The sequence below is a fragment of the Polaromonas sp. AER18D-145 genome (genome assembly GCF_002379095.1).
Classification (GTDB): domain Bacteria; phylum Pseudomonadota; class Gammaproteobacteria; order Burkholderiales; family Burkholderiaceae_C; genus Polaromonas.
The window spans coordinates 1-26304 of the sequence record NZ_NBZV01000047.1; the positions used below are offsets into that span (position 1 = coordinate 1).

The following is a 26304-nucleotide window of genomic DNA, read 5'->3' on the forward strand; positions in this document are numbered from 1 at the left end:
CGCCTGCACTGAGCCCCCACGACCCGGCCTCGCTGTCGGCCTGGGCGCCCCTGAGTTCGCCGGTTTTCCGCATGTTGTGGGGCACCTGGATGGCCGCCAACATCTGCATGTGGATGAACGACGTTGCCGCCGCCTGGCTGATGACCTCGCTGACCACCTCGCCGATCTGGGTGGCGCTGGTGCAGTCCGCCTCGACGCTGCCGGTCTTCCTGCTGGGTTTGCCCAGCGGCGCCCTGGCCGACATCCTGGACCGGCGCCGCTATTTCATCATCACGCAGTTCTGGGTGGCCGCCGTGGCCCTCGTGCTGTGCCTGACGATTGTCATGGGCGCCATGACCGCGCCGCTGCTGCTGGCGCTGACTTTCGCCAACGGCGTCGGGCTGGCCATGCGCTGGCCGGTGTTTTCGGCGATTGTTCCGGAACTGGTGCCGCGCGCGCAATTGCCGGCGGCACTGGCGCTCAATGGCATCGCCATGAATGCTTCGCGCATCATCGGCCCGCTGGTGGCGGGGGCGCTGATTGCCGGCGCCGGCAGCGAATACGTTTTCATCCTCAACGCCGTGCTCTCGCTGGTGTCCGGTTTTGTGATCATGCGCTGGCGCCGCGAGCATGTGCCCAGCCCGCTGGGCCGCGAGCGCCTGATCAGCGCCATGCGGGTCGGCGTGCAGTTCGTGCGCCAGTCGGCACGCCTGCGCGCGGTGCTGCTGCGGGTGGCGCTGTTTTTCTTTCACTCCACCGCCTTGCTGGCCCTGCTGCCGCTGGTGGCGCGCGGCCTGCACCGCGGCGGTGCCGGCACCTTCACGCTGCTGCTGGCGTCCATGGGCTCGGGCGCGATTTTTGTGGTGGCCTTCCTGCTGCCGCGGCTGCGCCGTACCCTGTCCCGCGATGCCCTGGTGCTGGGCGGCATGGGCCTGCAGTCGGCGTCCACGGCCATCATCGCCTTCGCCCCGAATGCCTACGTCGCCGCGCCGGCCATGTTCCTGGCGGGCGCGGCGTGGATCACCACCGCCAACACCCTGAGTGTGTCGGCGCAGCTCGCCTTGCCCGATTGGGTGCGCGCGCGCGGCATGTCGATTTTCCAGATGGCGATCATGGGTGCCAGCGCGCTGGGCGCGGCGGTCTGGGGCCAGATTGCGACCGTGACCAGTGTCCCGACCAGCATGCTGATCGCCGCATCTACCGCGATGGTGGCCATGGGTGTCACGCAATGGCTGCTGCGCGACCGCAGCATTGAGGAGGACCTGACGCCGTCCCGCGAATTCAAGGTGCCCAGCGCAGAAGCGCCGCCACTGACCGGCCAGGTGCGCACCATGATCGAGTACCGCATTGATCCGGCCCGGGCCCAGGAATTTCGCACGCTGATGCAGGAAAGCCGGCGCAGCCGGCTGCGCCAGGGGGCGCTGGCCTGGGAGCTGTTGCGCGACATCTCGGACCCGGGGCGCTACGTCGAGCAGATCACCGACGAATCCTGGACCGAACACCTGCGCCGCTTTGACCGCGTGACGGCGGGCGACGTGGCCTTGCGCGACCGCAAGCTGGCGTTTCATCGGGGCGAGACGCCGCCTGTGGTGACGCGGCTGGTGCTGGAGAGCTGACAGCGCTTGGTTGCCGAGCTGGCCCATGCCGGACAGCGCTGTTTTTTTTCGGATCGGTTCTGTGGCGCCTCCGCGCGTCGTCAGCGAGTGGGCCGGGGGCCGCAGTCGCGCCGAACGTGAACGTCAAATACGCTCTCGGCCCTTTCTCCTGAAGCCTGAATAGCTATCAATTAAGTAGCAAATAAGCGGCAGCCCGGTCAAATACCCACGGCCCGAACCGGCCGCCAGCACTTGGCACACCTCTTGCATCTCATCTTGTACACAAGTATGGATGCTTTAAATTGGTGCAAGTTTCTTTAACCCCTGATCTGACCGGCCAGCCGTCGGCGCCGGACAACACGCCGGCCGCTGCGGGCGGCACGGTGCTGGCGCCGCAGGCCTGGATCTGCCGCGCCACGCCGCCGGCAGCCGCCAGTGCACAGGCTGCCTCGGCCGGGCCGCTGGCGGGAATGACCTTTGCGGCCAAGGACAACATCGATGCCGCAGGCATGCCCACCACCGCGGGCTGCCCGGCCTTTGCCTACACGCCGCCGGCCAGTGCCTTTGTTGTGCAGAAGCTGCTCGATGCTGGTGCATCGCTGCTCGGCAAGACCAACCTCGACCAGTTCGCCTGCGGGTTGAACGGCACGCGTTCCCCTTTCGGGGCCGTGCCCAATGCGTTCAATCCCGCCTATGTATCCGGCGGCTCCAGTTCCGGCTCGGCCTACGTGGTGGCCACCGGGCAGACCGACTTCTCGCTGGGCACCGACACGGCCGGCTCCGGCCGGGTGCCGGCGGGGCTCAACAACATCGTCGGCCTCAAGCCTTCGCGCGGGCTGATCAGCGCGCGCGGCGTGGTGCCGGCCGCGCAAAGCGTGGACTGTGTGTCCATCTTTGCGCGCACGGTGGCCACCGCGGTCCAGGTGCTGGAAAACGCGATGGCGCATGACACGCTCGATCCGTATTCGCGCCAGCTGGCGCTGGCCAGCGAACCGTTTGCACCGGCCTTCCGCTTCGGCGTGCCGGCGACGCTGGAGTTTTACGGGGACCGTGCCGCCAAAGCGGCCTTCTCGGAGGCGGTGGCGCGGCTGCAGTCCCTGGGCGGCACGCCTGTGGCCACCGACTTTGCACCACTGGCGCAGGTCGCGGCCCTGCTCTACGAAAGCGCGCTGGTGGCCGAACGCTACACCGCCATCCGCAGCTTCTTCGACGCCCATGAAGCCGAGGTGGTGGAGCCGGTGCGCAGCATCATTGCCGCGGGCCGAAAGTACAGCGCGGCGGACCTGTACGAAGTGCAAACCGAATTGAAGCGCCTGGGCCAGCAGGCCGACGCGATGTGGGGCGCCATCGACGTGCTGGTGGTGCCGACCGCACCGACGCATTACACGATTGCGCAGATGCAGCGCGACCCGGTGGTGCTCAACCGCCGGCTGGGCGCCTACACCAACTTCGTGAACCTGCTCGACTACGCCGCCCTGTCCGTGCCCAGTGCTGTGCGCGCCGACGGGCTGCCGTTCGGCATCACGCTGATCGCGCCTTGCGGCAGCGACTGGCAGCTGGCCGACCTTGGCCAGCGCTACCACCACGCTACCTGCCTGACGCAGGGCGCGACCGGTCTGCCGCTGCCCGCCATGCGCGCGATTGCCGGCCTGCGCAAGCCGGCGACGGTGCGGGTGGCGGTGGTGGGTGCCCACCTGTCCGGCATGCCTTTGAACACGCAGCTGACCGAGCGCGGGGCGGTGCTGGCAGGCCCCGCTGAAACCGCGCCCGATTACAGGCTGTTCGCCTTGCCGGGCACCACCCCGCCCAAGCCCGGCCTGCTCCGTGTCGGTGCCGGCCAGGGGGCAAGTATCGCGCTTGAAATCTGGGAGATGCCGCTTTCTGCCTACGGCTCGTTTGTCGCGCTGATCCCCGAGCCTCTGGGCATAGGCACGCTGGCACTTCGGGACGGCAGCACGGTGCAGGGTTTTGTCTGCGAGCCCGAAGCGCTGCACGGAGCCCTGGACATCTCGCATCTGGGCGGCTGGCGTGCCTACATCGCTTCGCTCAAGACGGCTGCGGCCTGACAACTGCCACGGATTCACCAACCTCTTTCACTCCAGGAGCTTTCCATGACCACTCCCCACATTCCTTCCCCCTCAACGGCTTCACGCAGGAAAGTCCTGCAAACCGGCGCGGCCATGCTTGGCGCACTCGGAATGCCTGCCATCGTGCGTGCACAGGCCGCACCGAAGATCCGCATCGGCTACTGGCCGATCGCCGCCGGCCTGCCGTTTTACGCGGCCATCGAGCTGGGCTACTTCAAGGAAGCCGGGCTGGACGTGGAGCCGCTCAAGTTCGCCGGTGCCCAGCAGGTCATGGAGGCCGTGCTGTCGGGCCGTTCCGACGGCACCGCCAACGGCACCGGCTCGGCCAACATCGCCATCGGCGAGCTGGCCCAGCCCGGCACCTTCAAGATCTTCTGCGCCAACCCGAGCAATGTGAAAAATGTGCTCGACGAAGTCATCGTGCCGGTGGCCAGCCCGGCCAAGGTGATGGCCGACCTGAAAGGCAAACGCGTCGGTTCCGGTCCCGGCATCCAGAACGTGACGCTGGCCAAGACCATCCTGGAGCGCGGCGGCGCCACCGGTGCGAGCGTGGTCGAGCTGCCGATCGGCCAGCATGTGGCTGCGTTGGCTGCCGGCCAGATCGATGCCGCCTACACGCTGGAGCCCACCGGCACCATCGGCCGCATGAACGGCACCACGCGCGTGCTCGAGGCCGGCGTGATCTCCCGGTACGTGCTCGGTGACAACATGGCGCCATGGTTCGGCGGCTCGGCCTCGCTGTCCTCGGACTTCATCAAGAAGAACCCCGATGCCGCGAAGAAGTTTGTTGCCGCCTACGGCAAGGGCGTGGCTTACGTGCGCAGCAAGTCGGTCGAGGCGCGCCAGTACCTCAAGGGGTACACCCCGATCGAAGGCGCGCTGACCGGCGAGGTGCCGCTGGCGGCGTACATGATGTACAACGAGTTCAAGCCGGGCGACGTCGCGCACTTCCAGAAGTTCTTCGACCTGTTCTCCGAAAAAGGCATCTTCAGTTCGCGCCTCATGGTGGACTCGATGCTCTACAAGGGTTGAACGTGATGGACGGTACCTCCTCCGTGACGGCGGCGCCGGTGGCGTCTGCCAAGCCCTGGGCGCCGCCGGCCAGCGCACCGGCGGCTGTTGTGCAGCGTACGCCGGCGCTGGAGAGGGCGCTGCCCTTCATCGGCCCGGTGGTGCTGTTCATCGTCTGGGACCTGGTGGTGCGCCTGGGCTTCATCAAGGCCATCCTGCTGCCGCCGCCGCTCGATGCGCTGGGCGCGCTGGTCAACGGCTTGGCCGGGGGGCCGCTGCTCAAGGACTTTGCCGTCACCGTGTGGCGCACGGTGCAGGCCTTCCTGATCGCCGCAGCCGTGGGCATGCCGTTGGGTGTGCTGCTGGGCAGTTCCGAGAAGGCCTACCGCAGTGTCGAGTTTCTGATCGACTTCTTCCGCTCCACACCGTCCTCTGCGCTGATCCCGCTGTTCCTCATGATTTTCGGCGTGTCGGACATCAACAAGGTGGCGATTGCGGCTTTCGGTGCGCTGCTGATCGTGGTGTTCAACAGCGCCTACGGCGTCATCAATGCGCGCAAGCAGCGCGTGATGGCAGCCAAGGTCATGGGCGCTTCGCGCTGGCAGGTGTTCAAGGACGTGCTGATCTGGGAAAGCCTGCAGCCGAGTTTTGTCGGTCTGCGCTCGGCCGTGTCCATGGCACTGGTCATCGTGATCGTGGCCGAGATGTTCATCGGCGCCGACAGCGGGCTGGGCAACCGCATCATCAACTCGCAGCAGGTCATGAACGTGAAAGACATGTACGCGTCCATCCTGGCGGCCGGTGCGCTGGGCTATGCGCTCAACATCTTTTTCCTGGTGCTCGAGCGGCGCATTGTTCACTGGAGTGGAAGGTAGCCATGTCTGCAGTTCTCAACGCCCCTGTGTTTGCCGATGTTCCCGTGCCCGAGTTCAAGCCTGGCCCCGCCGGCACCCACATCACCATACGCGGGCTGACCAAATACTTTGCCGGCTGGCCGCTGTACGAGGACTTCAACCTCGACATACCGAAGCACAAAATTGTGTCGGTGTTTGGCCCCAATGGCTGCGGCAAATCCACGCTGATCAACATGATCGCCGGGCTGGTGCCGATTGACGCCGGGCAAATCCTGTTTGACGGCAAGTCCCTGAAAGACACCAAGATCGGCTACGTCTTCCAGAATTACCGCGAAGCGATGTTCCCCTGGATGCGCACCATCGACAACATCGCCTATCCGCTCAAGCTCGAAGGCCGGTCCAAGGCCGAGGTCGACAGGCGCATGGCCGAACTGGTCGCGTCCTTCGATGTGAAGTTCGACCTCAAGCGTTACCCCTACGAACTCTCGGGTGGCCAGCAGCAGACCGCCTCCATCATGCGGGCCCTGGCGAACAACCCCGAGGTGCTGTTCCTCGACGAGCCATTTTCGGCGCTCGACTTCGAGATGACGCTGTTCATCCGCGAGAAGCTGCAGGAAGTGTTCATGCAGACCGGCACCACCATGCTACTGGTGTCGCACGACCTCGAAGAGGCCGTCTACCTGGCCGACCAGGTGCTGCTGCTGACCAAGCGGCCCACCCGTGTGGCCGAAATCCTGCCGTATGGCGATGCGCGCCCGCGCACGGTGGAAACGCTGTCCGAGGCCAGCTTCATCAGCGCCAGGAAGCGCAGCCTGGAAATCTTCCAGCGCGAAGTGCGGCGCTGAACGGCGGGGCACCATGAACGACACCCGCATGCTGGCTTACGTCGAAACCGCGGCCGCGCTGCTCAAGTTGCCGCTGGATGCGGCGCGTACCCAGCGCGTCGCGCTGAACCTGCAGCGCACGGCCGTGATGGCGGCGTTGCTGGAGGCCGCGCCCCTGGCTGCACACGACGAACCCGCGGAAATATACAGACCGGCAGCCTTTCCGCCCAATGACGATGGGCGCGAAGAGCTATGAAAAATGTAGCAACTAACGCTGCGACCATGGCGACAGCTGTCGCCTCAGGGGACGTCAGCGCACGCGAGCTGCTGGACGCCAGCCTGGCGCGCATCGCGGCGACCGACGGCCGGGTCAACGCCTTCACCAATCAGACGCAAGCCCGTGCCCGCGCCGAAGCCGATGCCGTGGATGCGCAGCGGGCGGCGTCGCAGCCGCTCGGTCCCCTCGCCGGCGTGCCTTATGCCGTGAAAAACCTGTTCGACATCGAAGGGGTGGTGACCCTGGCTGGTTCGAAGGTCAACCGCGGCGATGCGGCCGCGACAGCCGACGCTTTTCTGGTCCGGCAAATGAAGGCGGCCGGCGCCGTGCTGGTGGGCGGGCTCAACATGGACGAATACGCCTACGGCTTCACCACCGAAAACACCCACTACGGTCCCTGCCACAACCCGCACGACCTCACGCGGATTGCCGGCGGTTCGTCGGGCGGCTCCGGCGCGGCGGTCGCGGCCGGCCAGGTGCCGGTTTCGCTCGGATCGGACACCAACGGTTCCATCCGCGTGCCGGCCTCGCTGTGCGGCGTCTGGGGCCTCAAGCCCACCTTCGGCCGGCTCTCGCGCCGCGGCAGCTACCCGTTTGTGCACAGCATCGACCACCTCGGGCCGCTGGCCGACAGTGTGGCCGGCCTGGCGCTGGTCTACGACGCCCTGCAAGGCCCCGACGCCCTGGACCCGGGCTGCCAGGCCCTGCGTGTGCAGCCGGTCATGCCCTGGGTCGGCCGGGGTGTCGAAGGCTTGCGCATCGGCGTGCTGGACGGCTATTTCCACGACAACGCCACGCCGGCCGCGCGCGAGGTGGTGGCGCTGGCCGCCAGCACCCTGGGCGCGCAGGCCGCGGTGACCTGGCCGGACGCGGCCCTGGCACGCGCCGCGGCCTTCATCATCACCGCCAGCGAAGGCGGCAGCCTGCATCTGGACGACCTGCGCACCCGTGTCGATGACTTCGAGCCGCTGTCTGTGGACCGGTTCATCGCCGGTGCCCTGCAGCCGGTGGACTGGTATTTGCGCGCCCAGCGTTTTCGCCGGGTCTACCGCGACAAGGTCAACGCCCTGTTTCGCGACTGGGACGTGCTGCTCACGGCGGCCACGCCGGTCAGCGCGCCGGTTATCGGCACCGAGTGGCTGGACATCAACGGCACGCAGCAACCCGCGCGTGCGTCCATGGGGCTGCTGACCCAGCCCATCTCGTTTGCCGGCTGTCCGGTGGTGACGGCGCCGCTGTGGCCGGCAGCCACCGGCGGCCTGCCGATCGGGGTGCAGCTGATTGCCGCGCCGTGGCGCGAAGACCTGGCTTTTCGCGCCGCCCAGGCCCTCGGCGATGCCGGCGTGGCGCATGTCCGGCCGGTCCAACTCTAGAGAAAACAGACATGCTCGCCATCAACCTGCCCGATGTCCTGGCCGAAGTCACGGTCCAGTTCCAGCGTTACGAAAAGGCCCTGACCGGCAACGACGTGGCCGTGCTCGACGAGCTGTTCTGGAACAGCCCGCACACCCTGCGTTACGGCGCGACCGAAAACCTCTATGGCTACGACGCGATCCGGGCCTTCCGCGCCGGGCGCCCCGCGCAAGGGCTGGAGCGCACGCTGCTCAAAACCGTCATCACCACCTATGGCCAGGACATGGCGACTGCCAATGTCGAGTTCCGGCGCACCGGCAGCGCCCGGCCTGGCCGGCAAAGCCAGACCTGGCTGCGCACGCCCGAGGGCTGGCGTGTGGTGTCTGCCCATGTGAGCCTGCTTGCATGAATCCTGCTTCCCGTTTTTCGCAGTACTTCTTTAACTTGACCCAAGGAGAAATTTCATGACCACCAGACAATTCAGCCGCCGCGATTCCCTCAAGTCCCTGGCCGCACTCGGCGCTGCCGGCACGCTGGGCGCTTTCAGCGAACTGGCTTTTGCGCAAAAACCCATCACCGTCGGCGTGATCTATGTCGGCCCGCGCGACGACTATGGCTACAACCAGGCCCAGGCCCAGGCCGCTGCCGAGCTCAAGAAGATGCCCGGCGTGAAGGTGGTCGAGGAAGAAAACGTGCCGGAGACGGCCGCCGTCCAGAAAACCATGACGGGCATGGTGGCCCAGGACGGCGCCACGCTGGTCTTCCCCACGTCCTTCGGTTATTTTGATCCGCATGTGCTGGCCGTGGCACCCAAGTTTCCGGACGTGCGTTTTGCGCACTGCGGCGGTCTCTGGACCGAGGGCAAACATCCCAAGAATGCGGCCAGCTACTTCGGCTACATCGAGGAGTGCCAGTACCTCAACGGCGTGATCGCCGGCCACATGACCAAGAGCAACAAGATCGGTTTTGTCGCTGCCAAGCCGATCCCACAGGTGCTGCGCAACATCAACGCCTTCACCATGGGCGCGCGCTCGGTCAAGCCCGGCATCACCTGCAACGTGATCTTCACCGGCGACTGGTCCATGGCCGTCAAGGAGGCCGAGGCCACCAACAGCCTGGCCGACCAGGGCTGCGATGTGTTCACCATGCATGTGGACGGTCCCAAGGTGGTGGTTGAAACGGCCGCCAAACGCGGCAAGATGGTGTGCGGCTACCACGCCAGCCAGGCCAAGCTGGCACCCAACGCCTACCTGACGGGTGCCGAGTGGAACTGGCTGACCGCCTACACCACCTTCCTGGACGCCGCGCGCAGCGGCAAGCCGCACCCCAACTTCATCCGCGGCGGCCTGAAAGACGGTTACGTCAAGTTGTCCGCCTACGGCCCCATGGTGCCGGACGCCGCGAAAAAGAACGCCGACAGCATCAAGGCCAGCATGGTGGCCGGCAAGTTCGACATCTTCAAGGGCCCGCTCAAGGACAACAAGGGCGCAACCATCATCCCGGCCGGCAAGGTGCACAAGCAGACCGACCTGGAGCTTGAAAAGATGAATTACCTGGTGGAAGGCGTCATCGGCTCGGTCTGAAGCTCCGTTCGGCCTGAGCCTGTCGAAGGGCCCGTGGCTTCGACCCTTCGACAAGCTCTGGACAGGTCAAGCTCAGCCCGACAGGAAAAAAAACACCATGCGTCACTCCCTTGCCAACGTCCTGCTGCCCACGGCCGCCATTGCCGCGGCGCTGCTGCTGTTCGGCGTGTTCGTCGGTCTGGCGGGTGTCAATCCGCTGGACGTCTGGCTGCTGCTGTTCAAGGGCGCCTTCGGCGACTGGTACTCCTGGCAGAACACGCTGCAGCGCGCCGCGCCCCTGATGCTCACGGCCCTGTGTGTCGCGGTGCCGGCGCGTGCCGGCCTGGTCATCATCGGCGGCGAGGGCGCCATGGTGCTGGGCGGGCTTGGCTGCGCGGCGCTGGCCGCCGCCGTGCCGCTGCCGGCCAGCGTCGTGGGCACGGCGCTGGTGTGCCTGGCCGGTGCCCTGGCCGGCGCGTTGTGGATCATGCTGGCCGGCGCGCTGCGCCAGTACCGCGGCATCAATGAAACCATCAGCAGCCTGCTGCTGGCCTATGTGGCCATCGGCCTGTTCAAGCACCTGGTCGAAGGGCCGCTGCGCGATCCGGCCAGCCTGAACAAACCGTCCACGCCGTCGCTGGCCGAGGGTTTGCGTATCACCGGCATCGGCGGCTCCGACGTTCACTGGGGCCTGGTGCTGGGGGTGCTCGCCTGCGTCGGCCTGGGCCTGTGGCTGCGCTGGACGGCTTCGGGGTTTTCGATCCGCGTGGTGGGCGGCAACCTGCGCGCCGCGCAGCTGGTGGGCCTGCCGGCTTCCCGGCTGATTCTTCTGGCCTGTGCACTCGGCGGTGCCTGTGCGGGCCTGGCCGGCGCGGTCGAAGTGGCGGCGGTGCACAACAGCGCCAATGTGGCGCTGATCGCCGGGTACGGCTATGCCGGGATTCTGGTCTCCTTCATCGCGCGGCACAACCCGATCGCCATCATTCCGGTGGCCATCCTGTTTGGCGGTTTCGGCGCCGCGGGCAGCCTGCTGCAGCGGCGCCTGGGCCTGCCCGATGCCTCGGTGCTGGTGCTGCAGGGCATTGCTTTTGTGCTGATCCTGGCCAGCGAGGCCCTGCGTGATGTGGACTGGAAAGCCTTCCTCGCCCGTATCAACCGCTTCGGCCCGTCCGAGCCGAGTCCGATCCCCCTGCCGCAGGACAAGCCATGACCGCCGACCAGCTGCTGATCTTCTTTGCCGGCATCGTCGGTGGCGCACTGCGTGTCGGCGCGCCTTTCCTGTTTGTCAGCCTCGGTGAATGCATCACCGAAAAATCGGGACGCATCAACCTGGGGCTGGAAGGCGTGCTGGTGCTCTCGGCGATGTCGGCCTTCGGCGCCTCGTACCTGAGCGGGTCGCCGTGGATCGGCGTGTTGGCAGCCGCTGTCACCGGCGCGCTGCTGGCCACACTGCACGCCCTGCTGTGTTCGCTGCCGCGTGTGAACGACATCGCCACCGGCATCGCGCTGATGCTGCTGGGCATGGGGTTGGCGTTTTACCTGGGCAAGCCGCTGATCCAGCCGCAGGCGCCGCAACTTCCGGCCATCGCCTTGGGCGCATGGAGCGACTCGTCGGCCGTACGCGCCGCGCTGCAGGTCAATGTGCTGGTGCCCATCGGCCTGGTGCTGGCGGTGTTCCTCTGGTGGGCTTTTGCGAACACGCGTGCCGGCCTGCTGGTGCGCATGGCGGGTGACTCGGCCAACGCCACGCGCGCCCTCGGTTATTCGGTGTCGGCCATCCGTATTGCGGCCACCGCAGCCGGCGGCATGGTCGCCGGTCTGGGCGGCGCCTGCCTCACACTGTTTTACCCGGGTAGCTGGAACGAGGGCGTCTCCAGCGGCCAGGGCCTGATCGCGGTGGCGCTGGTGATCTTTGCGCGCTGGAGCCCGCTGCGCTGCGTCGGCGCGACCCTGCTGTTCGGCGGCGCCGGCGCCATCGGGCCTGCCCTGCAGTCCATAGGCATCAGCTGGGGCTACCACCTGTTCAACATCGTTCCCTATGCGCTGACGCTGCTGATTCTGGTTATGACCTGCCGGCCCGGCACCACGGTGAGCGACAGCCCGGGCGAACTCTCCTCCACCCGATAAATATGACCCACCCCCGAAGCGCCTTCGGCGCCTCCCCCTCAAGGGGGCGCCACCAGCGGCCCGGCAAAGCCGGTTCCGCGGTGGCCCCCGCATTGGCCGCGCGCTTGCACCGGTCGCGAGTGACGCGCCGCAAAGGAGAACTGACATGACAACCGGCCTCGGCGGACTCAACAAATCGAAACATGGCGTGGTCATGGGCCTGGTGCAGTTGCAGCTGCCCGTGGTCGAGACACCGGTGCAGCTCGCTGCGCAGACGCAGCGCATCTGCGCCATGGTGGCCAAGGCCAGGCGGAATCAGGCCACCATGGACCTGGTGGTGTTTCCGGAATATTCGCTGCACGGCCTGTCGATGTCGATCGCGCCCGAACTGATGGTGTCGCTCGACGGCCCCGAGGTCGCCGCCTTCAAGCGCGCCTGTGTGGACAACCGCATCTGGGGCTGTTTCTCCATCATGGAGGCCAACCCCGGCGGCAACCCGTACAACAGCGGCCTGATCATCGACGACACCGGTGCCATCAAGCTGTATTACCGCAAGCTGCACCCGTGGGTGCCGGTCGAGCCCTGGGAGCCGGGCAACCTGGGCATTCCCGTCTGCGATGGCCCGAACGGCAGCAAGCTGGCGCTCATCATCTGCCACGACGGCATGTTCCCCGAGATGGCGCGCGAGGCCGCCTACAAGGGCGCCGAAATCATCATCCGCACGGCGGGTTACACCGCCCCTATCCGTCACAGCTGGAAAATCACCAACCAGGCCAACGCCTTCTGCAACCTGGCGGTCACCGCCAACGTCTGCATGTGCGGCAGCGACGGCACTTTCGATTCCATGGGCGAGGGCATGTTCTGCAATTTCGACGGCACGGTGCTGGTGGCGGGCAGCGGCCGGCCCGACGAGATCATCACCTGCGAAGTGCGGCCCGACCTGGTGCGCGAAGCGCGCAGCGGCTGGGGTGTGGAAAACAACCTCTACCAGCTTTACCACCGCGGTTACGTGGCGGTGAAGGGCGGTGCCCAGGACTGTCCCTACACCTACATGCGCGACATGATGGACGGCACCTACCAGCTGCCCTGGACGGTGGAGGTGACCGACGGGACCTCCTGCGGCTTCGAAGCGCCGACGCGCAGCTACAAGGCCTGAAAAGGAAAACATGGACATGCCACGCTTCGTCAACGCCAACCCCTACGCCTGGCCCTGGAACGGCGACCTGCAGCCCGGCAACACCGCGCTTGTCGTGATCGACATGCAGATCGATTTCTGCGGCGAAGGCGGTTACGTCGACAAGATGGGTTACGACATCTCGCTGACACGCGCGCCGATTGAGCCGCTCAAGACCCTGATGGCCGCCATGCGCGGCGCGGGCTACCCCCTCATCCACACGCGCGAGGGCCACCGGCCCGACCTGTCGGACCTGCCGGCCAACAAACGCTGGCGCTCGCGCCAGATCGGCACGAAGGGTGTGGGCATCGGCGACGACGGACCCTGCGGCCGCATCCTGGTGCGCGGTGAACCGGGCTGGGAAATCATTCCCGAACTCGCGCCGCTGCCCGGCGAGGTGGTGATCGACAAGCCCGGCAAGGGATCGTTCTACGCCACCGACCTCGATATGGTGCTGCACACGCGCGGCATCCGCAACCTGATCCTCACCGGCATCACCACCGACGTGTGTGTGCACACCACGATGCGCGACGCCAATGATCGCGGCTTCGAATGCCTGCTGCTGTCGGACTGCACCGCCGCCACCGACGCCGGCAACCACGCGGCGGCGCTGAAGATGATCACCATGCAGGGCGGCGTGTTCGGCGCCCATGCGGTGTCAAAGGCAGTGCTGGACGCACTGGCGCAGCCATGAGTACCACCGCAGCCATCGGCAGCCTGCCGCCGGCCACCGGTGCGCTGGCGCTGGACACCTACCGGATGAGCATGCGCTTCGGCAGCTTCACGGCGCTCGACAGTGTCAGCCTGAAGGTGGCGCCGGGCACGGTGCATGCGCTGCTCGGCGAAAACGGTGCCGGCAAAAGCACGCTGGTCAAATGTGTGGCGGGTTTTCAGCGGCCCTCGGAAGGCAGCATCCTGATTGACGGCCGCGAGCAGGCGATTGACAACCCGGTGGTGGCGCGTGCCCTGGGCATCGGCATGGTCTACCAGCACTTCACGCTGGCACCGGGCATGACGGTGGCGGAGAACCTGCTGCTGGCCGGCGGCCAGTTGCCCGCGGTGATCAACTGGCGCGCCAAGCGCGATGAACTCAAGACCTTTCTCGCCCACACGCCTTTCCGCCTGGACCTGGACGCGCGGCCGTCGGAACTGGCGGCGGGCGAAAAGCAGAAGCTCGAGTTGCTGAAGCAGCTCTACCTCCGGCCGCGCCTGCTGATCCTCGATGAGCCGACCTCGGTGCTGACGCCGCAGGAAGCCGACGAGGTGCTCGGTCATGTGCGCGAGTTTGCGCGCAGCGGGCTGTGCACGGTGCTCATCATCACGCACAAGTTCCGCGAAGTGATGGCCTATGCCGACGACGTGACCGTGCTGCGCCGTGGCAAGGCGGTGCACACCACGTCGGTGGCGGCAACCGATCCGGCGCGGCTGGCGCAGGCCATGGTGGGCGATGCGGCTGCCGCCCGCTCCGAAAACCCGGATCTGGAACAAAATATGCCTTCAGCCCATATGCAGCAGGGGCACGAAGCTACTAAAATCATAGCAAATGCGGTCCTGCCGCTGGTCGTGGAAAAACTCTCCGTGATGGGGGACCGCGGCACACCCGCCGTGCGGGAGCTGAGCCTGTCGGTGGCTGCCGGCGAGATCCTCGGCATCGCCGGCGTCTCCGGCAACGGCCAGCGTGAACTCGTCGAAGCGCTGGTCGGCCAGCGCGGACGTGCCGCGGGCATCGTGCGGGTCAACGGCCAGCCCTACGCTGCCACGCGTGAGGAGAACCACCGCCTCAAGGTGCGCAGCCTGCCCGAAGAGCCGCTGCGCAATGCCTGCGTCGGCGACCTGAGTGTGGCCGAGAACATGGCGCTGCGTGATTTCGACCGGCCACCGCTGTCGTCCCGTGAAGGTTGGGGCGGGCACTTGCGCTTCGGCCGCTGGCGCAGCCGCGCGCGCGAATGGATCATCGGCTACGGCATCAAGACCCAGGGCGAAAACGCGCCCATCCGCAGCTTGTCGGGCGGCAATGTGCAGCGTGCCGTGCTGGCGCGCGAACTGCATGGCGAGATCAATGTGCTGATCGCCGCCAACCCCGTGTTCGGCCTGGACTTTGCCGCCGTCAAGGAAATCCACACCCGCCTGCGCGGCGTGCGCGACCAGGGTGGCGCGGTGCTGCTGATCAGCGAGGATCTGGACGAGTTGCTCGAGCTGGCTGACCGCATCGTGGTGATGAGCGAAGGCCGCATCGTTTTTGAAACATCCGCCGCCGACGCCGAGCGGCATGTTCTTGGCGCACACATGGGCGGGGGGCATCATCAGCCTTTGGCTGAGGTCCCGGTGTGAACTGCTTCGTGGCTTCTTCCAGCAAGCCGGGAATCGTCCCGTTGCGCGACGGGCTTCAGTTGCCAGTCCTCGTTACCGTTCGGGCCGAGCTTGTCAATGTCGTCTGTGCCTCTGCTGTTCGTGATTTGCCAGCAAGCCGGGGGTTGCCCGGCGGCAACTCACTTTTCTTTTGCGTCGCCAAAAGAAAAGTAAGCAAAAGAAAAGGCGACCCGATGGTCCGGGTCCCTTCGCTTCGCTGCGGGCAACCTGCGGTGCTCGCCGAAAGCGGGGTCGAGCTCGAACTCGCTACGCTCAGACAATCGCTCGCCCTGATCCGCTTTCGGCTGTGCTCCTCGGCCCGGCCCGACGGGTTGGGGAGCAGATACGGGTGCGGGAAGGCGAGGACGCGCTTTGCGCGTCCTCGCCGGAGCCCGATGGCGCATTCGACTCCGGATTCGATTCCGACCCCACCACCCTTCTGGTTGCGCCGAGGAGCGGAGGTCCAGCCGGATCAGGGCGAGCGATTGTCTGAGCCGAAGGCGAGTTCGAGCTCGACCCCGGCTGGACCGAGCACCGCAGGTTGCCCCCGTAGCGTCAGCGAAGGGGGACGCAGACAGCAGGGTCGCCTTTTCTTTGCTTACTTTCTTTTGGCGAGACAAAAGAAAGTGAGTAGCCGCCGGGCTACCCCCGGCTTGTTCGAAGCACTGGCTAAGCGGGCACTGGCAAATACGCCAGCGGCAGCATGAAACCAACACCCAATCCATCATGCAACTAGACCAAGCCCAACCCTTCCCCTACAACTTCGAGCTGAAGTCCACCGCCCTCGTCATCATCGACATGCAGCGCGACTTCATCGAGCCCGGCGGTTTTGGTGAGACGCTGGGCAACGACGTCCCGCTGCTGCAGGCCATCGTGCCGGCCTGCCAGGCGGTGCTCGAAGCCTGGCGCAGCGCCGGTGGCCTCGTGGTGCACACCCGGGAAGCGCACCGGGCCGACCTCGCCGATTGCCCGCCCGCCAAGCGCAACCGCGGCAATCCTTCGCTGCGCATCGGCGACATGGGGGCGATGGGCCGCATCCTGATCGCCGGTGAGCCGGGCAACCAGATCATCCCCGCGCTGGCGCCGCTGCCCGGCGAGATCGCCATCGACAAGCCGGGCAAGGGCGCGTTCTACGCCACATCGCTGCATGAGCTGCTGCAGCAGGCCGGCATCACGCACCTGCTGTTCATGGGTGTCACCACCGAGGTGTGCGTGCAGACCTCCATGCGCGAAGCCAACGACCGCGGCTACGACAGCCTGCTGCTGGAAGACTGCACGGAGAGCTACTTCCCGGCGTTCAAGGCGGCGGCGGTCGAGATGATGCGGGCGCAGGGCGCCATTGTCGGCTGGACCGCTGCCAGCGACCAACTGCTGCCTTTGCTGCAAGACTGCTAGAGTTCCGCCATGCACACCGCTGCCCGCTATTTGCCTGCCCTTGCCGAGGCCCCTGTTCACCGCTCGCGTGCCGACGAGGTGTACGAGCAGCTCAAGCGCGATGTTTCCGAATTCAAGCTGGTGCCGGGCGACCGCTTCACCGAAACCGAAATCAGCGAACGCCTGGGGGTGTCGCGCACACCGGTGCGCCAGGCGCTGTTCCGTCTGCAGCATGAAGGTTTTGTCGAGGTGCTGTTTCGCAGCGGCTGGCGCGTGTTGCCCTTTGACTTCAACCAGTTCGAAGAGCTTTATGACCTGCGCATGGTGCTGGAAACTACCGCGGCGCACCGCCTGTGTGAAGACGCCCTGAAGGTCAACCCGGCGCTGCTGGACGACCTGGCCGCGATCTGGCTGGTCAGCCCCGAGCAGCGCAGCAGCGACACCGTGCAGGTCGCGCAGTGGGACGAGGCCTTTCACTGCGCGCTGGTGGCGGCGGCCGGCAATGCCGAGATGGCCCGTGTGCACCGCGACGTGACGGAGCGCATTCGCGTGATCCGCCGGCTTGACTTCACCAAGCAGCCGCGCATTGATGCGACCTATGAAGAACACGCCAAGATCCTCAAGGCGATCCAGCGCAGGCGCGGCGACCAGGCGGCCCTGCTGCTGCGCACCCACATCCAGACCAGCCAGGCCGAGGTGCGCAAGATCACGCTGCACCAGGTGCATCTGGCACGCCAGCACGGCCAGGCGATGCGGTAGGCGCGCGCGCCTGAAAATTCAGATAAAAACCGGCTCCAGCCCTGATGATTCGGGCGCCATCAGCTCATATATCCATAGCATCCGGTGACGGCAGAACGTCGTCTTTTTCTTCTTCCGGCAACGGCTCCGTGGCGCGGCGCGGATCCGGCCGTTCGCCGATCTGCTGGCGCCACATCGCGTAATACAGGCCCTTGCGCTCCAGCAGCGCGCCATGGTCACCGCTCTCCACGATGCGTCCTTTTTCCAGCACGAAGATGGTGTTGGCATGCTTGATGGTCGAGAGCCGGTGGGCGATCAGCAGCGTGATCTGGCTGCTGCGCGCCGACACACGCCGCACGGTGTCGGTGATCTGTTCTTCGGTGATGGAGTCGAGCGCCGAGGTGGCCTCGTCGAAAATCAGCAGGCGCGGTTGGCGGATCAGGGCGCGCGCAATCGACAGGCGCTGTTTTTCGCCGCCGGACAGCTTGGTGCCCATCTCGCCGATCTGCGTGTCCAGGCCCTCAGGGGACTTGTTCAGCAGGTAGGCGCAGGAGGCCTGCTCCATCGCCGCCACAATTTCCGCATCGGTGGCGTCGGCTTTCACGAACTGCATGTTGTCGCGGATGGTGCCGGCAAACAGGTGTGTCTCCTGCGTCACAAAACCGATCTGCCGGCGCGCCTCGTTGTAGCGCAGGTCCCGCGTCGAGATGTCGTTGTAGAAGACCTCACCACTGGCCGGCGTGTACAGGCCCACCAGCAGTTTGACCAGCGTTGATTTGCCCGAGCCGGACGGGCCCACAAAGGCAATCGTGTCGCCCAGGCCGGCAGAAAAGGAAATGTCCTCCAGCGCGTTGTCGGGCGCGCCCTTGTGCCGGAAGCTGACATTGGCAAAGCGCAGGTGGGTGACCGGTCCAATGTCCTGCGGCGACTCGGGCTGCCGCTCCACCGGTTTTTTCATGAGCACGTCGAAGTTCAGCAGCGAGGCCTCGACCTCGCGCCAGGCGACGATCACGTTGCCGAGGTCCTGCAGCGGCGCAAAAATCGCCACCGAGATGAACTGCATGGCAATCAGCTCGCCGGTGCTCAACACGTCACGAAAGATCAGCCAGAGCAGGGCAAACAGGATGCCGAGCTTGAGCAGGCTCAGCGTTGTGCCCTGCAGAAAGGACAGCAGGCGGATGCGTTTGACCTTGCGCATCTCGAGCGCAAACACCTGCAGGGTCTGCGCCTGCAGGCGCCGGATCTCGGTGAAGGTCAGGCCCAGGCTCTTGATCAGCTCGATGTTGCGCAGCGATTCCGCAATGAAGCCCGAGTTGCGGTTGGTCTCGCGCACGATGGAGCGCTGCTGCGTCTTGATCTCGCGGCTCAGCAGCCCGGTCAGCCCGCCCATCACCAGCACACCCACCAGGAACACCGGCACCAGCAACTAGTGGGTGGTGATGGCGTACCAGCAGAGAAACCCCATGCCGACCAGCGCGGCAAACACGGTGTTGATGAAGATGTTGATGAAGCGTTCGCAGTCGGCGCGCACTTTCTGCAGCAGCGACAGGGTTTCCCCACTGCGCAGGTCTTCGAACTCCTGGAACTTCAGGCGCAACACCTGGCGCAGTCCGTCGTTGAAGATCTGCGTGCCGAAGCGCTGCACCACCAGCCGCGTCACATACTCCTGCAGCGCCCTGGCCAGCCGCGACAACACGGCGACCACCACCGCCAGGCCGAGCAGCCAGAGCACGCCCGACACCCGCTGTTCATCGGACATGCCGGGGTGCCCGACCGCATAGCCGTCGATGATCTTGCCGAAAATGATCGGATCGACCAGGGCCAGCACCTGGCTGATGGCCGCCAGCAGCAGCGCCAACGCCGCCAGCGCGCGGTGCGGACGCAGGTAGGTCCAGAGGATGTGCATGGCTTGAGTTTAAGGAAGATGGAACGGTCTCTCTTCTTGCTTCTTTGCACAGGGGTCGCGCGGCCCGGCTGATGGCTGGCGGGTATTCAGATCGGCACCATGGTGAAGTCGGCCTTGCCGACACTGCATTCCGGACAGACCCAGCCGGCGGGCACCGCAGCCCAGGGCGTTCCCGGGGCGATGCCGTCCTCGGGTCGGCCGGCCGCCTCGTCATAGATGAAACCGCAGACGACACACAGGTAGACGTTCATGAATTCCTCACTGGGGATGATTTGGGGGAGGCGGGAAGCGGACCGTGTCAGTCGTCATCGTTGGCCTGCCCGACCGCCGGGCTGCTGTTCCAGGCTTTGGCCGGGATCAGTCCGTGACTCGATTGCTGCCACTCCCAGGCACCGTAGGCCAGCACGGCGAGCAGCAGCAAAGCGGCCAGCCAGACGCGGTTCTTCTGCACCAGGTCCGGCCCCTTGCCGTCGATCCGGCCGGTCAGCATGGGCAGGGCCTGGTTTTTGCGCCGCAGCAGGCTCAGGCCCGCGATGAGCGCCAGGTGGGCCAGTACGACAAAGAGAAACGCTTCACCGAAAAATTCGTGGACGTCTTCCAGCCAGTCGCCGCCGAGAAAGTCACCCCAGTCGTTGTAGGTGGCATAACCGCTGAGCGTCAGCGGCACCACCATCAGCAGCAGGGCCACCACGGCCAGCGCCATCAGCAGGTTCTGGCCCTGCCGCCAGTTGATGCTGGCCAGCGACCGGCTTTGCGTGAGCGAGCGCAGCCACGCCGGCGCGCCGGCAAGCTTGCGCCACATCAGGCCCAGGCCCGCCTGGCGCGGCCCCAGCAGTCCGTACAGCACACGAAACGCCAGCAGGCCGGCCAGGGTGTAGCCGAGCGTGACATGCAGCAGCCGCCAGCTTTCGCCGTCAGCGGTCAGGTAAGCGCCCAGAAAGCTCAGGGCAAAAAGCCAGTGGAACATGCGCGTGGGCGCATCGGTCACCCGGCGGCCCGGCGCGGCCGTTGCGCGCGTGGTCTGGGTGGTGGTGGGAATGACGGGGGTGGCATGCATGGGGGTTCTCCTTGGGGTCAGTCGTTCCAGGCCCGGCGGTAACGGGCGTCCAGCCCGGCCGGGAAGCGGAGCTTGTCGTCGTTGAAGTCGCCCTTGTCGGCCGCGGTGTGGCAGGCCGCGCAGTTGGCTGCGCTCTTGACGCTGGCGTGTTTCCAGACGGCCGGATCGACCTTGCGGTGTTTGCGTTCAAACCAGGCCGAGCGGGTGATGCGGTCCTGCGGCGGCTCTTCCGCCACGCGTTTGTAGGTGCCCGCGTTGACTTTCAGCCAGGCGCTGAGCTGTTGCACCGTGGCCGCGTCCAGCGAGGCGTCGGTGCCGTAGTGCTTGTCCAGGCCGGTCATGAGGCGTTGCCAGGAGCGGGCCGGCAGCAGGCCCGGCGGGTAGGCGGTGTGGCAGGCGGCGCACTCCTGGGTGTAGGCCGCAGGCACATTGCCCGGCAACAAACGGCTGCTGTCGGCCCGGACCAGGGCGGGAAGCGCAGCGAGGGCAAAGGTGGCTGCGATCAACAGGGAGCGGACGGCGGGGAGGGTGTTCATGAAGAAACTCCGGTGGGTGGACGGCATGGCTCAGGGCTTGAGGCTGTTGAGGTAGGCCAGCACGTCGGCCTTTTCGCCAGCGCTGCATTCGCGGCTCAGCACATCCTTGCAGTTGCGGCGGAACCACTTGTCCACCTTGGCGGTGTCGGTGAAGGCCTTGGGGTTGAACGCCGGGGCCAGCGGTGCCATCGACTTGCCGGTACTGGCATGTTTGCCCTGCGCCGTGGGTGGCGTGCCGTGGCATGAGGCGCAGGACCATTCACCGCCGTGTTTGTTGGTAAAAAATGTCCGTCCCTTGTCGGCATGACCGGGGGACCCGGCCTGGGCGCTCCAGTGGCTGAGCTGCTCTGCGGGCGAGGTGTCGGCCGCCTGGCTGGTGGCGGGCAGGAGCGCACTGGCCAGCGTGGCGGCCAGCAGCAAGGCTGCGGGAAAGAAGGTGCGAATCAGGGTCATGGCTGGGCTTTCTGCGTTGGAGGTGAGTGGGTGTTGGCAGGTCTTGCAGGCGATGGGATGTATTTTTGACAAGGGCGCTTGAACCTTTCCTGAAGACGCCGTTCATCTGCGGTTCACAATGTGTGCAGGACAATCACGCCATGACCTCCGTCCAGCCCTTTCTCTTCACCGGCAAGCGCCGCCGTTCGCGGCCGGGCGTGTGGGTGCTGGCGTTGCTGGTGGGCAGCCTGGGGCTGCAGCCGGCCTGGTCCGGCAGCAAGGACGACCACAACCGTGCACGGCAGGCGCTTCAGGCCGGCCAGGTGCTGCCGCTGGGCAAAGTGCTGGAACGGCTGGAGCGCGAGCACCCGGGCCAGGTCATGGAAGTCGAACTGGAGCAGGAGGAGGGCCGCTGGATCTACGAAGTCAAGTTGCTGCAACCGCAGGGCCAGCTGGTCAAGCTCAAGCTGGATGCCCGGACCGCCACCCTGTTGCCCGGCAAGGGCAACAGCAGACACGACGAGCGCCGCAGCGGCCGTGACGCGCGTCCCTGACACCCCGCTGCCGGCCCATGCGCATCCTCCTGGTTGAAGACGAACCCACGCTGCGCGCCCAGCTGCGTGCCGGCCTGCTGGAAGCCGGCTACGCGGTGGACGAGGCCGACAACGGCCGCGACGCCCACTTCCTGGGAGACACCGAAGCCTTCGATGCCGTGGTGCTCGACCTGGGCCTGCCGGTGCTCGACGGCCTGACCGTGCTCAAGCGCTGGCGTGACGGCGGGCGAACCATGCCGGTGCTGATCCTGACGGCGCGCGACAACTGGCACGAAAAAGTCGCCGGCATCGACGCCGGGGCCGATGACTACCTCACCAAACCCTTTCACATGGAAGAGCTGCTGGCACGGGTCCGCGCGCTGATCCGCCGCGCCAGCGGCCTGGCCTCGGCGGTGCTGCAGTGCGGCGCGCTGGCGCTGGACACACGCAGCGGCCGCGTCACGCTGGCCGGCCAGCCCGTGAGCCTGACCAGCCATGAGTACAAGGTGCTGGACTACTTGATGCACCGCCCGGGCGCCGTGGTGTCGCGCACCGAACTCACCGAGCACATTTACGCCCAGGATTTCGAGCGCGACTCGAACACCATCGAGGTGTTTGTGGGCCGCCTGCGCCGCAAACTGCCGCCCGAACTGATCGAAACGGTGCGCGGGCTGGGTTACCGGCTGGTGCCGCCGCCATGAGCCTCTGGCGCCGGGCCACGTCGCTGCGTTTTCGGCTGCTGGCCGCGACGCTGGTGGCGCTGGCGCTGGCGCTGCTGCTGGCGGGCGTGCTGCTCAGCGGCCTGTTTCGCGACCACGTGATGCGGCAGTTCGAGGCGGCCCTGACGCAGCAGCTCGACCAGGTCACCGCCAGGCTCGAATTCGATGCGGCCGGCCAGCCGCTGATCGACCCCCAGGCCCTGTCCGACCCGCGCTGGCAAAAACCCTATTCGGGGCTGTACTGGCAGCTGGACCGCACCACCGCCGATGGCCTGTCCCGCGCGGGCGTGCTGCGCTCGCGCTCGCTGTGGGACACCAGCCTGCCGCTGCTCGCCGACGAACTGGCCGATGGCGCGGTGCATGTGCACCAGGGCAAGGGCCCGCTTGACGCCCCGCTGCTGATCCTGGAGCGCAAGGTAAAAATCGCCGAACAACCCGATGCCCGTTGGCGTATCGTGGTCGCGGCCGACATGCAGGAAGTCACCGGGGCCGTGGACAGCTTCAACGGCGTGATGGCCGCTTCGCTGGCGGTGCTGCTGGTGTTGCTCGTGCTGGCGGCGCTGGCGCAGGTGGCGGTGGGGCTGTCGCCCCTGCGCGCCATGCAGCGCGCGCTGGCCGATGTGCATGAAGGGCGGACGCAGCGCCTGCAGGGCCGCTTCCCCACCGAGGTGCAGCCACTGATCGACGATTTCAACGATGTGCTCGACCGCAATACCGAGGTGGTGGCGCGCGCGCGCACCCAGGCCGGCAACCTGGCCCATGCGCTCAAGACGCCGCTGTCGGTGCTGGACCAGGCCGCGGCCGGGACCCTGGCGGCGCACGACAGCGAACTGGCCCGGCTGGTGAAAGAGCAGGTCGGGCTGTCGCGCCGCCACATCGACTGGCACCTGGCCCGCGCCCGCGTGGCCGCCACCCAGCGCCTGCCTGGCCAGCGCACCGCGGTCGGGCCGGTGCTGGCCGGCCTGGTGCGGGTGATGGAGCGGGTCCATGCCGCAAGAGGTCTTGCCATCACCGTGCTGGCTGCCGATGCGCCGCTGTTTTTCGCCGGTGAGGAGCAGGACTTGCAGGAAATGCTGGGCAATCTGCTGGACAACGCCTGCAAATGGGCTGGTTCAAGCGTGACGGTCCATGCCGAACCTGTCATGGACAGTGCGCCGCCCCGGATGCAGATCCATATCCAGGACGATGGGCCGGGGATTGAGGCCGGACACCTCGCTTCGGTGGGCGCCCGGGGCGTGCGCCTGGACGAGTCGGTGCCCGGCACGGGGCTGGGCCTGGCCATCGTGCAGGACCTGGCCGGCTTGTACGGCGGTGACCTCACCTTGCGGCCCGCCGCGGGCGGCGGGCTGCATGCCACCTTGCGTCTGCCGGCGGCCATGGCGCCTGGTGCCGGCGCAGGGGTCAAAGCGCGAGGGCGTAGTCCACCGTGATCGGCGCGTGGTCGGAAAACCGCTGGGTCTTGTAAATCGTCTCGCTTTGGGCCAGGGCCGCCACGGCGGGCGTGGCCAGGTGGTAGTCGAGTCGCCAGCCGACATTTTTTGCATAGGCCTGGCCGCGGTTGCTCCACCAGGTGTAGGCCGCGTCGGTGGCCGTGGGCTGCAATTGCCGGTACACATCGACCATGCCGCCGCCGCGCGTGGCTTTCACCGAGGGCTGGCCGGTACCACCGGTCATCTCTTCAAGGGCTTCTTCGGCCGTTTTCGCAGCCGCGCGCAGCGAAGGGCCGCCCCGAGCAAGCGCAGCCCCCTCGGGGGGCTGCGAACCACGCGAAGCGGGGAGCGTGGGGGCCAGCAAGCCGCTCATCCAGGCCCGCTCCTCGGGCAGAAAGCCGCTGTTCTTTTTGTTGCCCTTGAAGTTTTTCAGGTCAATCTCCTGGTGCGCAATGTTGATGTCGCCGCACAGCACGAAGTCACGTGTTTCCTTCAGGCTTGCCAGGTAGGGGTAGAACTCCGCGAGAAAGCGGAACTTGGCTGCCTGCCGCTCCTCGCCGGAGGAGCCGCTGGGGAAGTAGCAGCTGATGATGGACAGTTTGGATGCCTGCTTGCGGCCGGGCCGGTCGAAGCGCAGCTCCACATAACGGCCTTCGGCGTCGAATTCGGTCGAACCGTAACCGGTGATCACGTCGCTGGGCTCATGACGGGTGTAGATGGCGACGCCGGAGTAGCCCTTTTTCTCGGCGAAGTGAAAGTGGCCCTTGAGCCCGGCGATGTCCTCGAAGCGGCCGGCCACGTCAGCCGCCTGGGCCTTGAGCTCCTGCACGCAAATACAATCCGGGTGGGTCTGGCCCACCCATTCCTGCAGTCCCTTGCTGGCTGCGGAACGGATGCCATTGAGGTTCAGGCTGGTTAATTTAAACAAGGACATCTCCAATGAGCACCCCAACGGTCACGCCAGGGCAAAAACAGAACAACAGCAGCCAAACCGCCGAAGACGGCCGGCTGGCGCAGGAATTCGTGCAGTTTGCCATCGAGTCGGGTGTGCTGCGTTTTGGCGAGTTCAAGACCAAGGCCGGACGCCTGAGCCCCTACTTTTTCAATGCGGGGCTGTTTGACGACGGTGCCAAACTGGGCCGGCTCGCGCAATTTTATGCGCGCGGCCTGCTGCTCGAGGAGAAAACGCGCGGCCTGCAGTTCGACATGATTTTTGGCCCGGCCTACAAGGGCATTCCGCTCGCGGCGGCGGTTGCCGTGGAGCTCGCGCGGCTGGGCCGCAACGTGCCCTTTGCCTACAACCGCAAGGAAGCCAAGGACCACGGCGAGGGCGGCACACTCGTCGGCGCGCCGGTCAGGGGGCGGGTGCTGATCATCGACGACGTGATTTCCGCCGGCACCGCCACGCGTGAGTCGATCGCCATCATCCGGGCGGCCGGGGCGACCCCCCACGCGGTGGCCATCGCGCTGGACCGCCAGGAAAAGGCCATGGAAAACGGCCAGGACGTTGACTACAGCGCCGTGCAATATGTTACGAATCAGCTGGGGCTGCACGTTTTCGCGATTGCCCGTTTGACCGACTTGCTGCAGTATCTGTCTGAGGCGAGTCGTGCCCCGCAAGACGCTGCGCAACTTGCTACCGGCGACTCGCTTCAGACCCATTACCAGCATGTGCTGGCCTACCGACAGCGCTACGGCGTGGATTAAGGACCTTCTTGGCGACGCAAATGCATGTTCAGACGATGGCCGCTGTGGCCTGGGTCGCGCTGGCGGCCTGCCTGTGCAGCATCGCCCAGGCCCAGGCCCAGGGCATTTACAGCTGCGTCGACGCAGCGGGCCGGAAGATCACCGCCGACAGGCCGATTGCCGAATGTATTGACCGTCCGCAGCGGCAAATCAATCCTTCGGGCACCGTCAAACGTGTCGTCGGGCCTTCGCTGACCGCGCAGGAACGGACCGCGCAGGAACAGAAAGACAAGGCGGCCGCCGAGGTGCGCGCCCGCGAGGCGGAGGAAAAGCGCCGCGACCGGGCCTTGCTGCTGCGTTACCCTAGCCGGGCCGTGCACGACAAGGAGCGCGCCGAGGCGCTGGACCAGATCGACGCGGTCATCAGCGCCGCCAGCAAGCGAACCACCGAACTGGTCGGCCAGCGCAAGGCCATCGATGCCGACTTCGAGTTTTACAAATCCGATCCATCCAGGGCGCCGGCCTCGCTCAAGCGCCGACTCGAGGAAAACGACAGCAGCGTGGCGGTGCAGAAACGTTTTATCGCCGACCAGGATGGGGAGAAAAAACGCGTCAACATGCGTTTCGACGAAGAACTGGTCAAGCTCAAGCAGCTGTGGGCGATGGGCGGTGCGGTGCCTGCCGCTGCGGCAGCGCCCGCCGTCAGGAAGTAGAAATTCAAC

At 66.3% G+C, this 26304-nt stretch carries 26 protein-coding genes and 1 pseudogene; 21 read left to right on the plus strand and 6 right to left on the minus strand.

The window, feature by feature from the left end; translation table 11 throughout:
- The first annotated feature begins 8 nt into the window (after positions 1-8).
- The 16 genes from B7G52_RS18970 to B7G52_RS19045 all read left to right on the plus strand — a co-directional run bounded on the left by B7G52_RS18970 (position 9) and on the right by B7G52_RS19045 (position 17304).
- Positions 9-1595 carry an MFS transporter gene (locus tag B7G52_RS18970; RefSeq protein ID WP_141397497.1) on the plus strand — a complete coding sequence of 529 codons (1587 nt, stop codon included), beginning with the start codon at positions 9-11 and terminating at the stop codon, positions 1593-1595.
- Between the two features lie 362 nt (positions 1596-1957).
- Entirely contained in the window at positions 1958-3640 is a 1683-nt protein-coding gene (atzF, locus tag B7G52_RS18975) for an allophanate hydrolase (RefSeq protein WP_096699118.1), read from the plus strand.
- Positions 3641-3685: 45 nt separating this feature from the next.
- Positions 3686-4693, plus strand: a complete 1008-nt coding sequence (locus tag B7G52_RS18980) for an ABC transporter substrate-binding protein (protein ID WP_096699089.1) — start codon at positions 3686-3688, stop codon at positions 4691-4693.
- 5 nt (positions 4694-4698) lie between these two features.
- A complete protein-coding gene (locus B7G52_RS18985; protein ID WP_096699090.1) occupies positions 4699-5547 on the plus strand; it encodes an ABC transporter permease in 849 nt (282 codons plus the stop codon).
- 2 nt (positions 5548-5549) lie between these two features.
- Positions 5550-6371: an ABC transporter ATP-binding protein gene (locus tag B7G52_RS18990; protein WP_096699091.1), complete on the plus strand. Its 822-nt coding sequence runs from the start codon at positions 5550-5552 to the stop codon at positions 6369-6371.
- Between the two features lie 13 nt (positions 6372-6384).
- Entirely contained in the window at positions 6385-6606 is a 222-nt protein-coding gene (locus B7G52_RS18995) for an AtzG-like protein (RefSeq protein WP_096699092.1), read from the plus strand.
- Entirely contained in the window at positions 6603-8000 is a 1398-nt protein-coding gene (locus B7G52_RS19000) for an AtzE family amidohydrolase (RefSeq protein ID WP_096699093.1), read from the plus strand. Before B7G52_RS18995 ends, B7G52_RS19000 begins: the two co-directional genes overlap by 4 nt.
- A gap of 11 nt (positions 8001-8011) precedes the next feature.
- The gene (gene hpxZ, locus B7G52_RS19005; protein ID WP_096699094.1) at positions 8012-8389 is read left to right on the plus strand and encodes an oxalurate catabolism protein HpxZ; all 378 of its coding nucleotides are present in this window, start codon (positions 8012-8014) and stop codon (positions 8387-8389) included.
- A 55-nt stretch (positions 8390-8444) separates the two neighbouring features.
- Positions 8445-9563 (plus strand): BMP family ABC transporter substrate-binding protein, encoded by a 1119-nt coding sequence (locus B7G52_RS19010; protein ID WP_096699095.1) that lies wholly within the window; start codon positions 8445-8447, stop codon positions 9561-9563.
- 97 nt (positions 9564-9660) lie between these two features.
- On the plus strand, positions 9661-10752 hold the full coding sequence (locus tag B7G52_RS19015; RefSeq protein WP_096699096.1) for an ABC transporter permease: 1092 nt from the start codon (positions 9661-9663) through the stop codon (positions 10750-10752).
- Entirely contained in the window at positions 10749-11669 is a 921-nt protein-coding gene (locus B7G52_RS19020) for an ABC transporter permease (RefSeq protein ID WP_096699097.1), read from the plus strand. The genes B7G52_RS19015 and B7G52_RS19020 overlap by 4 nt, the downstream gene beginning before the upstream one ends.
- Before the next feature lie 145 nt (positions 11670-11814).
- On the plus strand, positions 11815-12804 hold the full coding sequence (locus B7G52_RS19025; protein WP_096699098.1) for a formamidase: 990 nt from the start codon (positions 11815-11817) through the stop codon (positions 12802-12804).
- A 10-nt stretch (positions 12805-12814) separates the two neighbouring features.
- Positions 12815-13516 carry a cysteine hydrolase family protein gene (locus B7G52_RS19030; RefSeq protein WP_371329042.1) on the plus strand — a complete coding sequence of 234 codons (702 nt, stop codon included), beginning with the start codon at positions 12815-12817 and terminating at the stop codon, positions 13514-13516.
- Positions 13513-15153, plus strand: coding sequence for an ABC transporter ATP-binding protein (locus B7G52_RS19035; protein WP_096699099.1), 1641 nt, complete (start codon positions 13513-13515; stop codon positions 15151-15153). The genes B7G52_RS19030 and B7G52_RS19035 overlap by 4 nt, the downstream gene beginning before the upstream one ends.
- A gap of 744 nt (positions 15154-15897) precedes the next feature.
- Positions 15898-16566 (plus strand): cysteine hydrolase family protein, encoded by a 669-nt coding sequence (locus B7G52_RS19040; protein ID WP_096699100.1) that lies wholly within the window; start codon positions 15898-15900, stop codon positions 16564-16566.
- 9 nt (positions 16567-16575) lie between these two features.
- On the plus strand, positions 16576-17304 hold the full coding sequence (locus tag B7G52_RS19045) for a GntR family transcriptional regulator (RefSeq protein WP_096699101.1): 729 nt from the start codon (positions 16576-16578) through the stop codon (positions 17302-17304).
- A gap of 64 nt (positions 17305-17368) precedes the next feature.
- Here B7G52_RS19045 and B7G52_RS19050 read toward each other — a convergent pair.
- The 5 genes and pseudogenes from B7G52_RS19050 to B7G52_RS19070 all read right to left on the minus strand — a co-directional run bounded on the left by B7G52_RS19050 (position 17369) and on the right by B7G52_RS19070 (position 21235).
- Positions 17369-19189, minus strand: a pseudogene (locus B7G52_RS19050) (ABC transporter ATP-binding protein).
- A gap of 86 nt (positions 19190-19275) precedes the next feature.
- Complete coding sequence (locus tag B7G52_RS19055) at positions 19276-19440, minus strand: rubredoxin (RefSeq protein WP_096699102.1); 165 nt, start codon at positions 19438-19440, stop codon at positions 19276-19278.
- A 47-nt stretch (positions 19441-19487) separates the two neighbouring features.
- The gene (locus B7G52_RS19060; protein ID WP_096699103.1) at positions 19488-20246 is read right to left on the minus strand and encodes a cytochrome b/b6 domain-containing protein; all 759 of its coding nucleotides are present in this window, start codon (positions 20244-20246) and stop codon (positions 19488-19490) included.
- 17 nt (positions 20247-20263) lie between these two features.
- Positions 20264-20782: a diheme cytochrome c gene (locus tag B7G52_RS19065; RefSeq protein WP_096699120.1), complete on the minus strand. Its 519-nt coding sequence runs from the start codon at positions 20780-20782 to the stop codon at positions 20264-20266.
- 30 nt (positions 20783-20812) lie between these two features.
- Positions 20813-21235, minus strand: coding sequence for a DUF1924 domain-containing protein (locus B7G52_RS19070; RefSeq protein WP_096699104.1), 423 nt, complete (start codon positions 21233-21235; stop codon positions 20813-20815).
- A gap of 140 nt (positions 21236-21375) precedes the next feature.
- Between B7G52_RS19070 and B7G52_RS19075 the strand changes: the two genes are divergently transcribed.
- Genes B7G52_RS19075 through B7G52_RS19085 form a run of 3 tightly spaced genes read left to right on the plus strand, consistent with a single transcriptional unit; the run spans position 21376 to position 23896 of the window.
- Positions 21376-21768, plus strand: coding sequence for a PepSY domain-containing protein (locus B7G52_RS19075; RefSeq protein WP_096699121.1), 393 nt, complete (start codon positions 21376-21378; stop codon positions 21766-21768).
- Between the two features lie 17 nt (positions 21769-21785).
- Positions 21786-22448 (plus strand): response regulator transcription factor, encoded by a 663-nt coding sequence (locus B7G52_RS19080; protein WP_096699105.1) that lies wholly within the window; start codon positions 21786-21788, stop codon positions 22446-22448.
- On the plus strand, positions 22445-23896 hold the full coding sequence (locus B7G52_RS19085; protein WP_096699106.1) for a sensor histidine kinase: 1452 nt from the start codon (positions 22445-22447) through the stop codon (positions 23894-23896). Before B7G52_RS19080 ends, B7G52_RS19085 begins: the two co-directional genes overlap by 4 nt.
- Here the strand turns inward: B7G52_RS19085 and B7G52_RS19090 are convergent.
- A complete protein-coding gene (locus tag B7G52_RS19090; RefSeq protein ID WP_240523530.1) occupies positions 23868-24824 on the minus strand; it encodes an exodeoxyribonuclease III in 957 nt (318 codons plus the stop codon). The genes B7G52_RS19085 and B7G52_RS19090 overlap by 29 nt on opposite strands.
- Before the next feature lie 11 nt (positions 24825-24835).
- Here B7G52_RS19090 and pyrE point away from each other — a divergent pair, with 11 nt between their 5' ends.
- Positions 24836-25603, plus strand: coding sequence for an orotate phosphoribosyltransferase (pyrE, locus tag B7G52_RS19095; RefSeq protein ID WP_096699108.1), 768 nt, complete (start codon positions 24836-24838; stop codon positions 25601-25603).
- Positions 25604-25623: 20 nt separating this feature from the next.
- Entirely contained in the window at positions 25624-26295 is a 672-nt protein-coding gene (locus tag B7G52_RS19100) for a DUF4124 domain-containing protein (protein WP_096699109.1), read from the plus strand.
- The last annotated feature ends 9 nt before the right edge of the window (positions 26296-26304 follow it).

Bases quoted from the DNA above. Each gene is read 5' to 3' on its own strand.
- B7G52_RS19045 (WP_096699101.1), top strand. From the start codon at position 16,576: ATGCACACCGCTGCCCGCTATTTGCCTGCCCTTGCCGAGGCCCCTGTT.
- B7G52_RS18990 (WP_096699091.1), top strand. From the start codon at position 5,550: ATGTCTGCAGTTCTCAACGCCCCTGTGTTTGCCGATGTTCCCGTGCCC.
- B7G52_RS18995 (WP_096699092.1), top strand. From the start codon at position 6,385: ATGAACGACACCCGCATGCTGGCTTACGTCGAAACCGCGGCCGCGCTG.
- hpxZ (WP_096699094.1), top strand. From the start codon at position 8,012: ATGCTCGCCATCAACCTGCCCGATGTCCTGGCCGAAGTCACGGTCCAG.
- B7G52_RS19040 (WP_096699100.1), top strand. From the start codon at position 15,898: ATGCAACTAGACCAAGCCCAACCCTTCCCCTACAACTTCGAGCTGAAG.
- pyrE (WP_096699108.1), top strand. From the start codon at position 24,836: ATGAGCACCCCAACGGTCACGCCAGGGCAAAAACAGAACAACAGCAGC.
- B7G52_RS19060 (WP_096699103.1), bottom strand. From the start codon at position 20,246: ATGCATGCCACCCCCGTCATTCCCACCACCACCCAGACCACGCGCGCA.
- B7G52_RS19010 (WP_096699095.1), top strand. From the start codon at position 8,445: ATGACCACCAGACAATTCAGCCGCCGCGATTCCCTCAAGTCCCTGGCC.
- B7G52_RS19035 (WP_096699099.1), top strand. From the start codon at position 13,513: ATGAGTACCACCGCAGCCATCGGCAGCCTGCCGCCGGCCACCGGTGCG.
- B7G52_RS19070 (WP_096699104.1), bottom strand. From the start codon at position 21,235: ATGACCCTGATTCGCACCTTCTTTCCCGCAGCCTTGCTGCTGGCCGCC.
- B7G52_RS19100 (WP_096699109.1), top strand. From the start codon at position 25,624: ATGCATGTTCAGACGATGGCCGCTGTGGCCTGGGTCGCGCTGGCGGCC.
- B7G52_RS19085 (WP_096699106.1), top strand. From the start codon at position 22,445: ATGAGCCTCTGGCGCCGGGCCACGTCGCTGCGTTTTCGGCTGCTGGCC.
- B7G52_RS19065 (WP_096699120.1), bottom strand. From the start codon at position 20,782: ATGAACACCCTCCCCGCCGTCCGCTCCCTGTTGATCGCAGCCACCTTT.
- B7G52_RS19030 (WP_371329042.1), top strand. From the start codon at position 12,815: ATGGACATGCCACGCTTCGTCAACGCCAACCCCTACGCCTGGCCCTGG.
- B7G52_RS19055 (WP_096699102.1), bottom strand. From the start codon at position 19,440: ATGAACGTCTACCTGTGTGTCGTCTGCGGTTTCATCTATGACGAGGCG.
- B7G52_RS19000 (WP_096699093.1), top strand. From the start codon at position 6,603: ATGAAAAATGTAGCAACTAACGCTGCGACCATGGCGACAGCTGTCGCC.
- B7G52_RS18980 (WP_096699089.1), top strand. From the start codon at position 3,686: ATGACCACTCCCCACATTCCTTCCCCCTCAACGGCTTCACGCAGGAAA.
- B7G52_RS19080 (WP_096699105.1), top strand. From the start codon at position 21,786: ATGCGCATCCTCCTGGTTGAAGACGAACCCACGCTGCGCGCCCAGCTG.
- B7G52_RS19015 (WP_096699096.1), top strand. From the start codon at position 9,661: ATGCGTCACTCCCTTGCCAACGTCCTGCTGCCCACGGCCGCCATTGCC.
- B7G52_RS19020 (WP_096699097.1), top strand. From the start codon at position 10,749: ATGACCGCCGACCAGCTGCTGATCTTCTTTGCCGGCATCGTCGGTGGC.
- B7G52_RS19025 (WP_096699098.1), top strand. From the start codon at position 11,815: ATGACAACCGGCCTCGGCGGACTCAACAAATCGAAACATGGCGTGGTC.
- B7G52_RS19075 (WP_096699121.1), top strand. From the start codon at position 21,376: ATGACCTCCGTCCAGCCCTTTCTCTTCACCGGCAAGCGCCGCCGTTCG.
- B7G52_RS18985 (WP_096699090.1), top strand. From the start codon at position 4,699: ATGGACGGTACCTCCTCCGTGACGGCGGCGCCGGTGGCGTCTGCCAAG.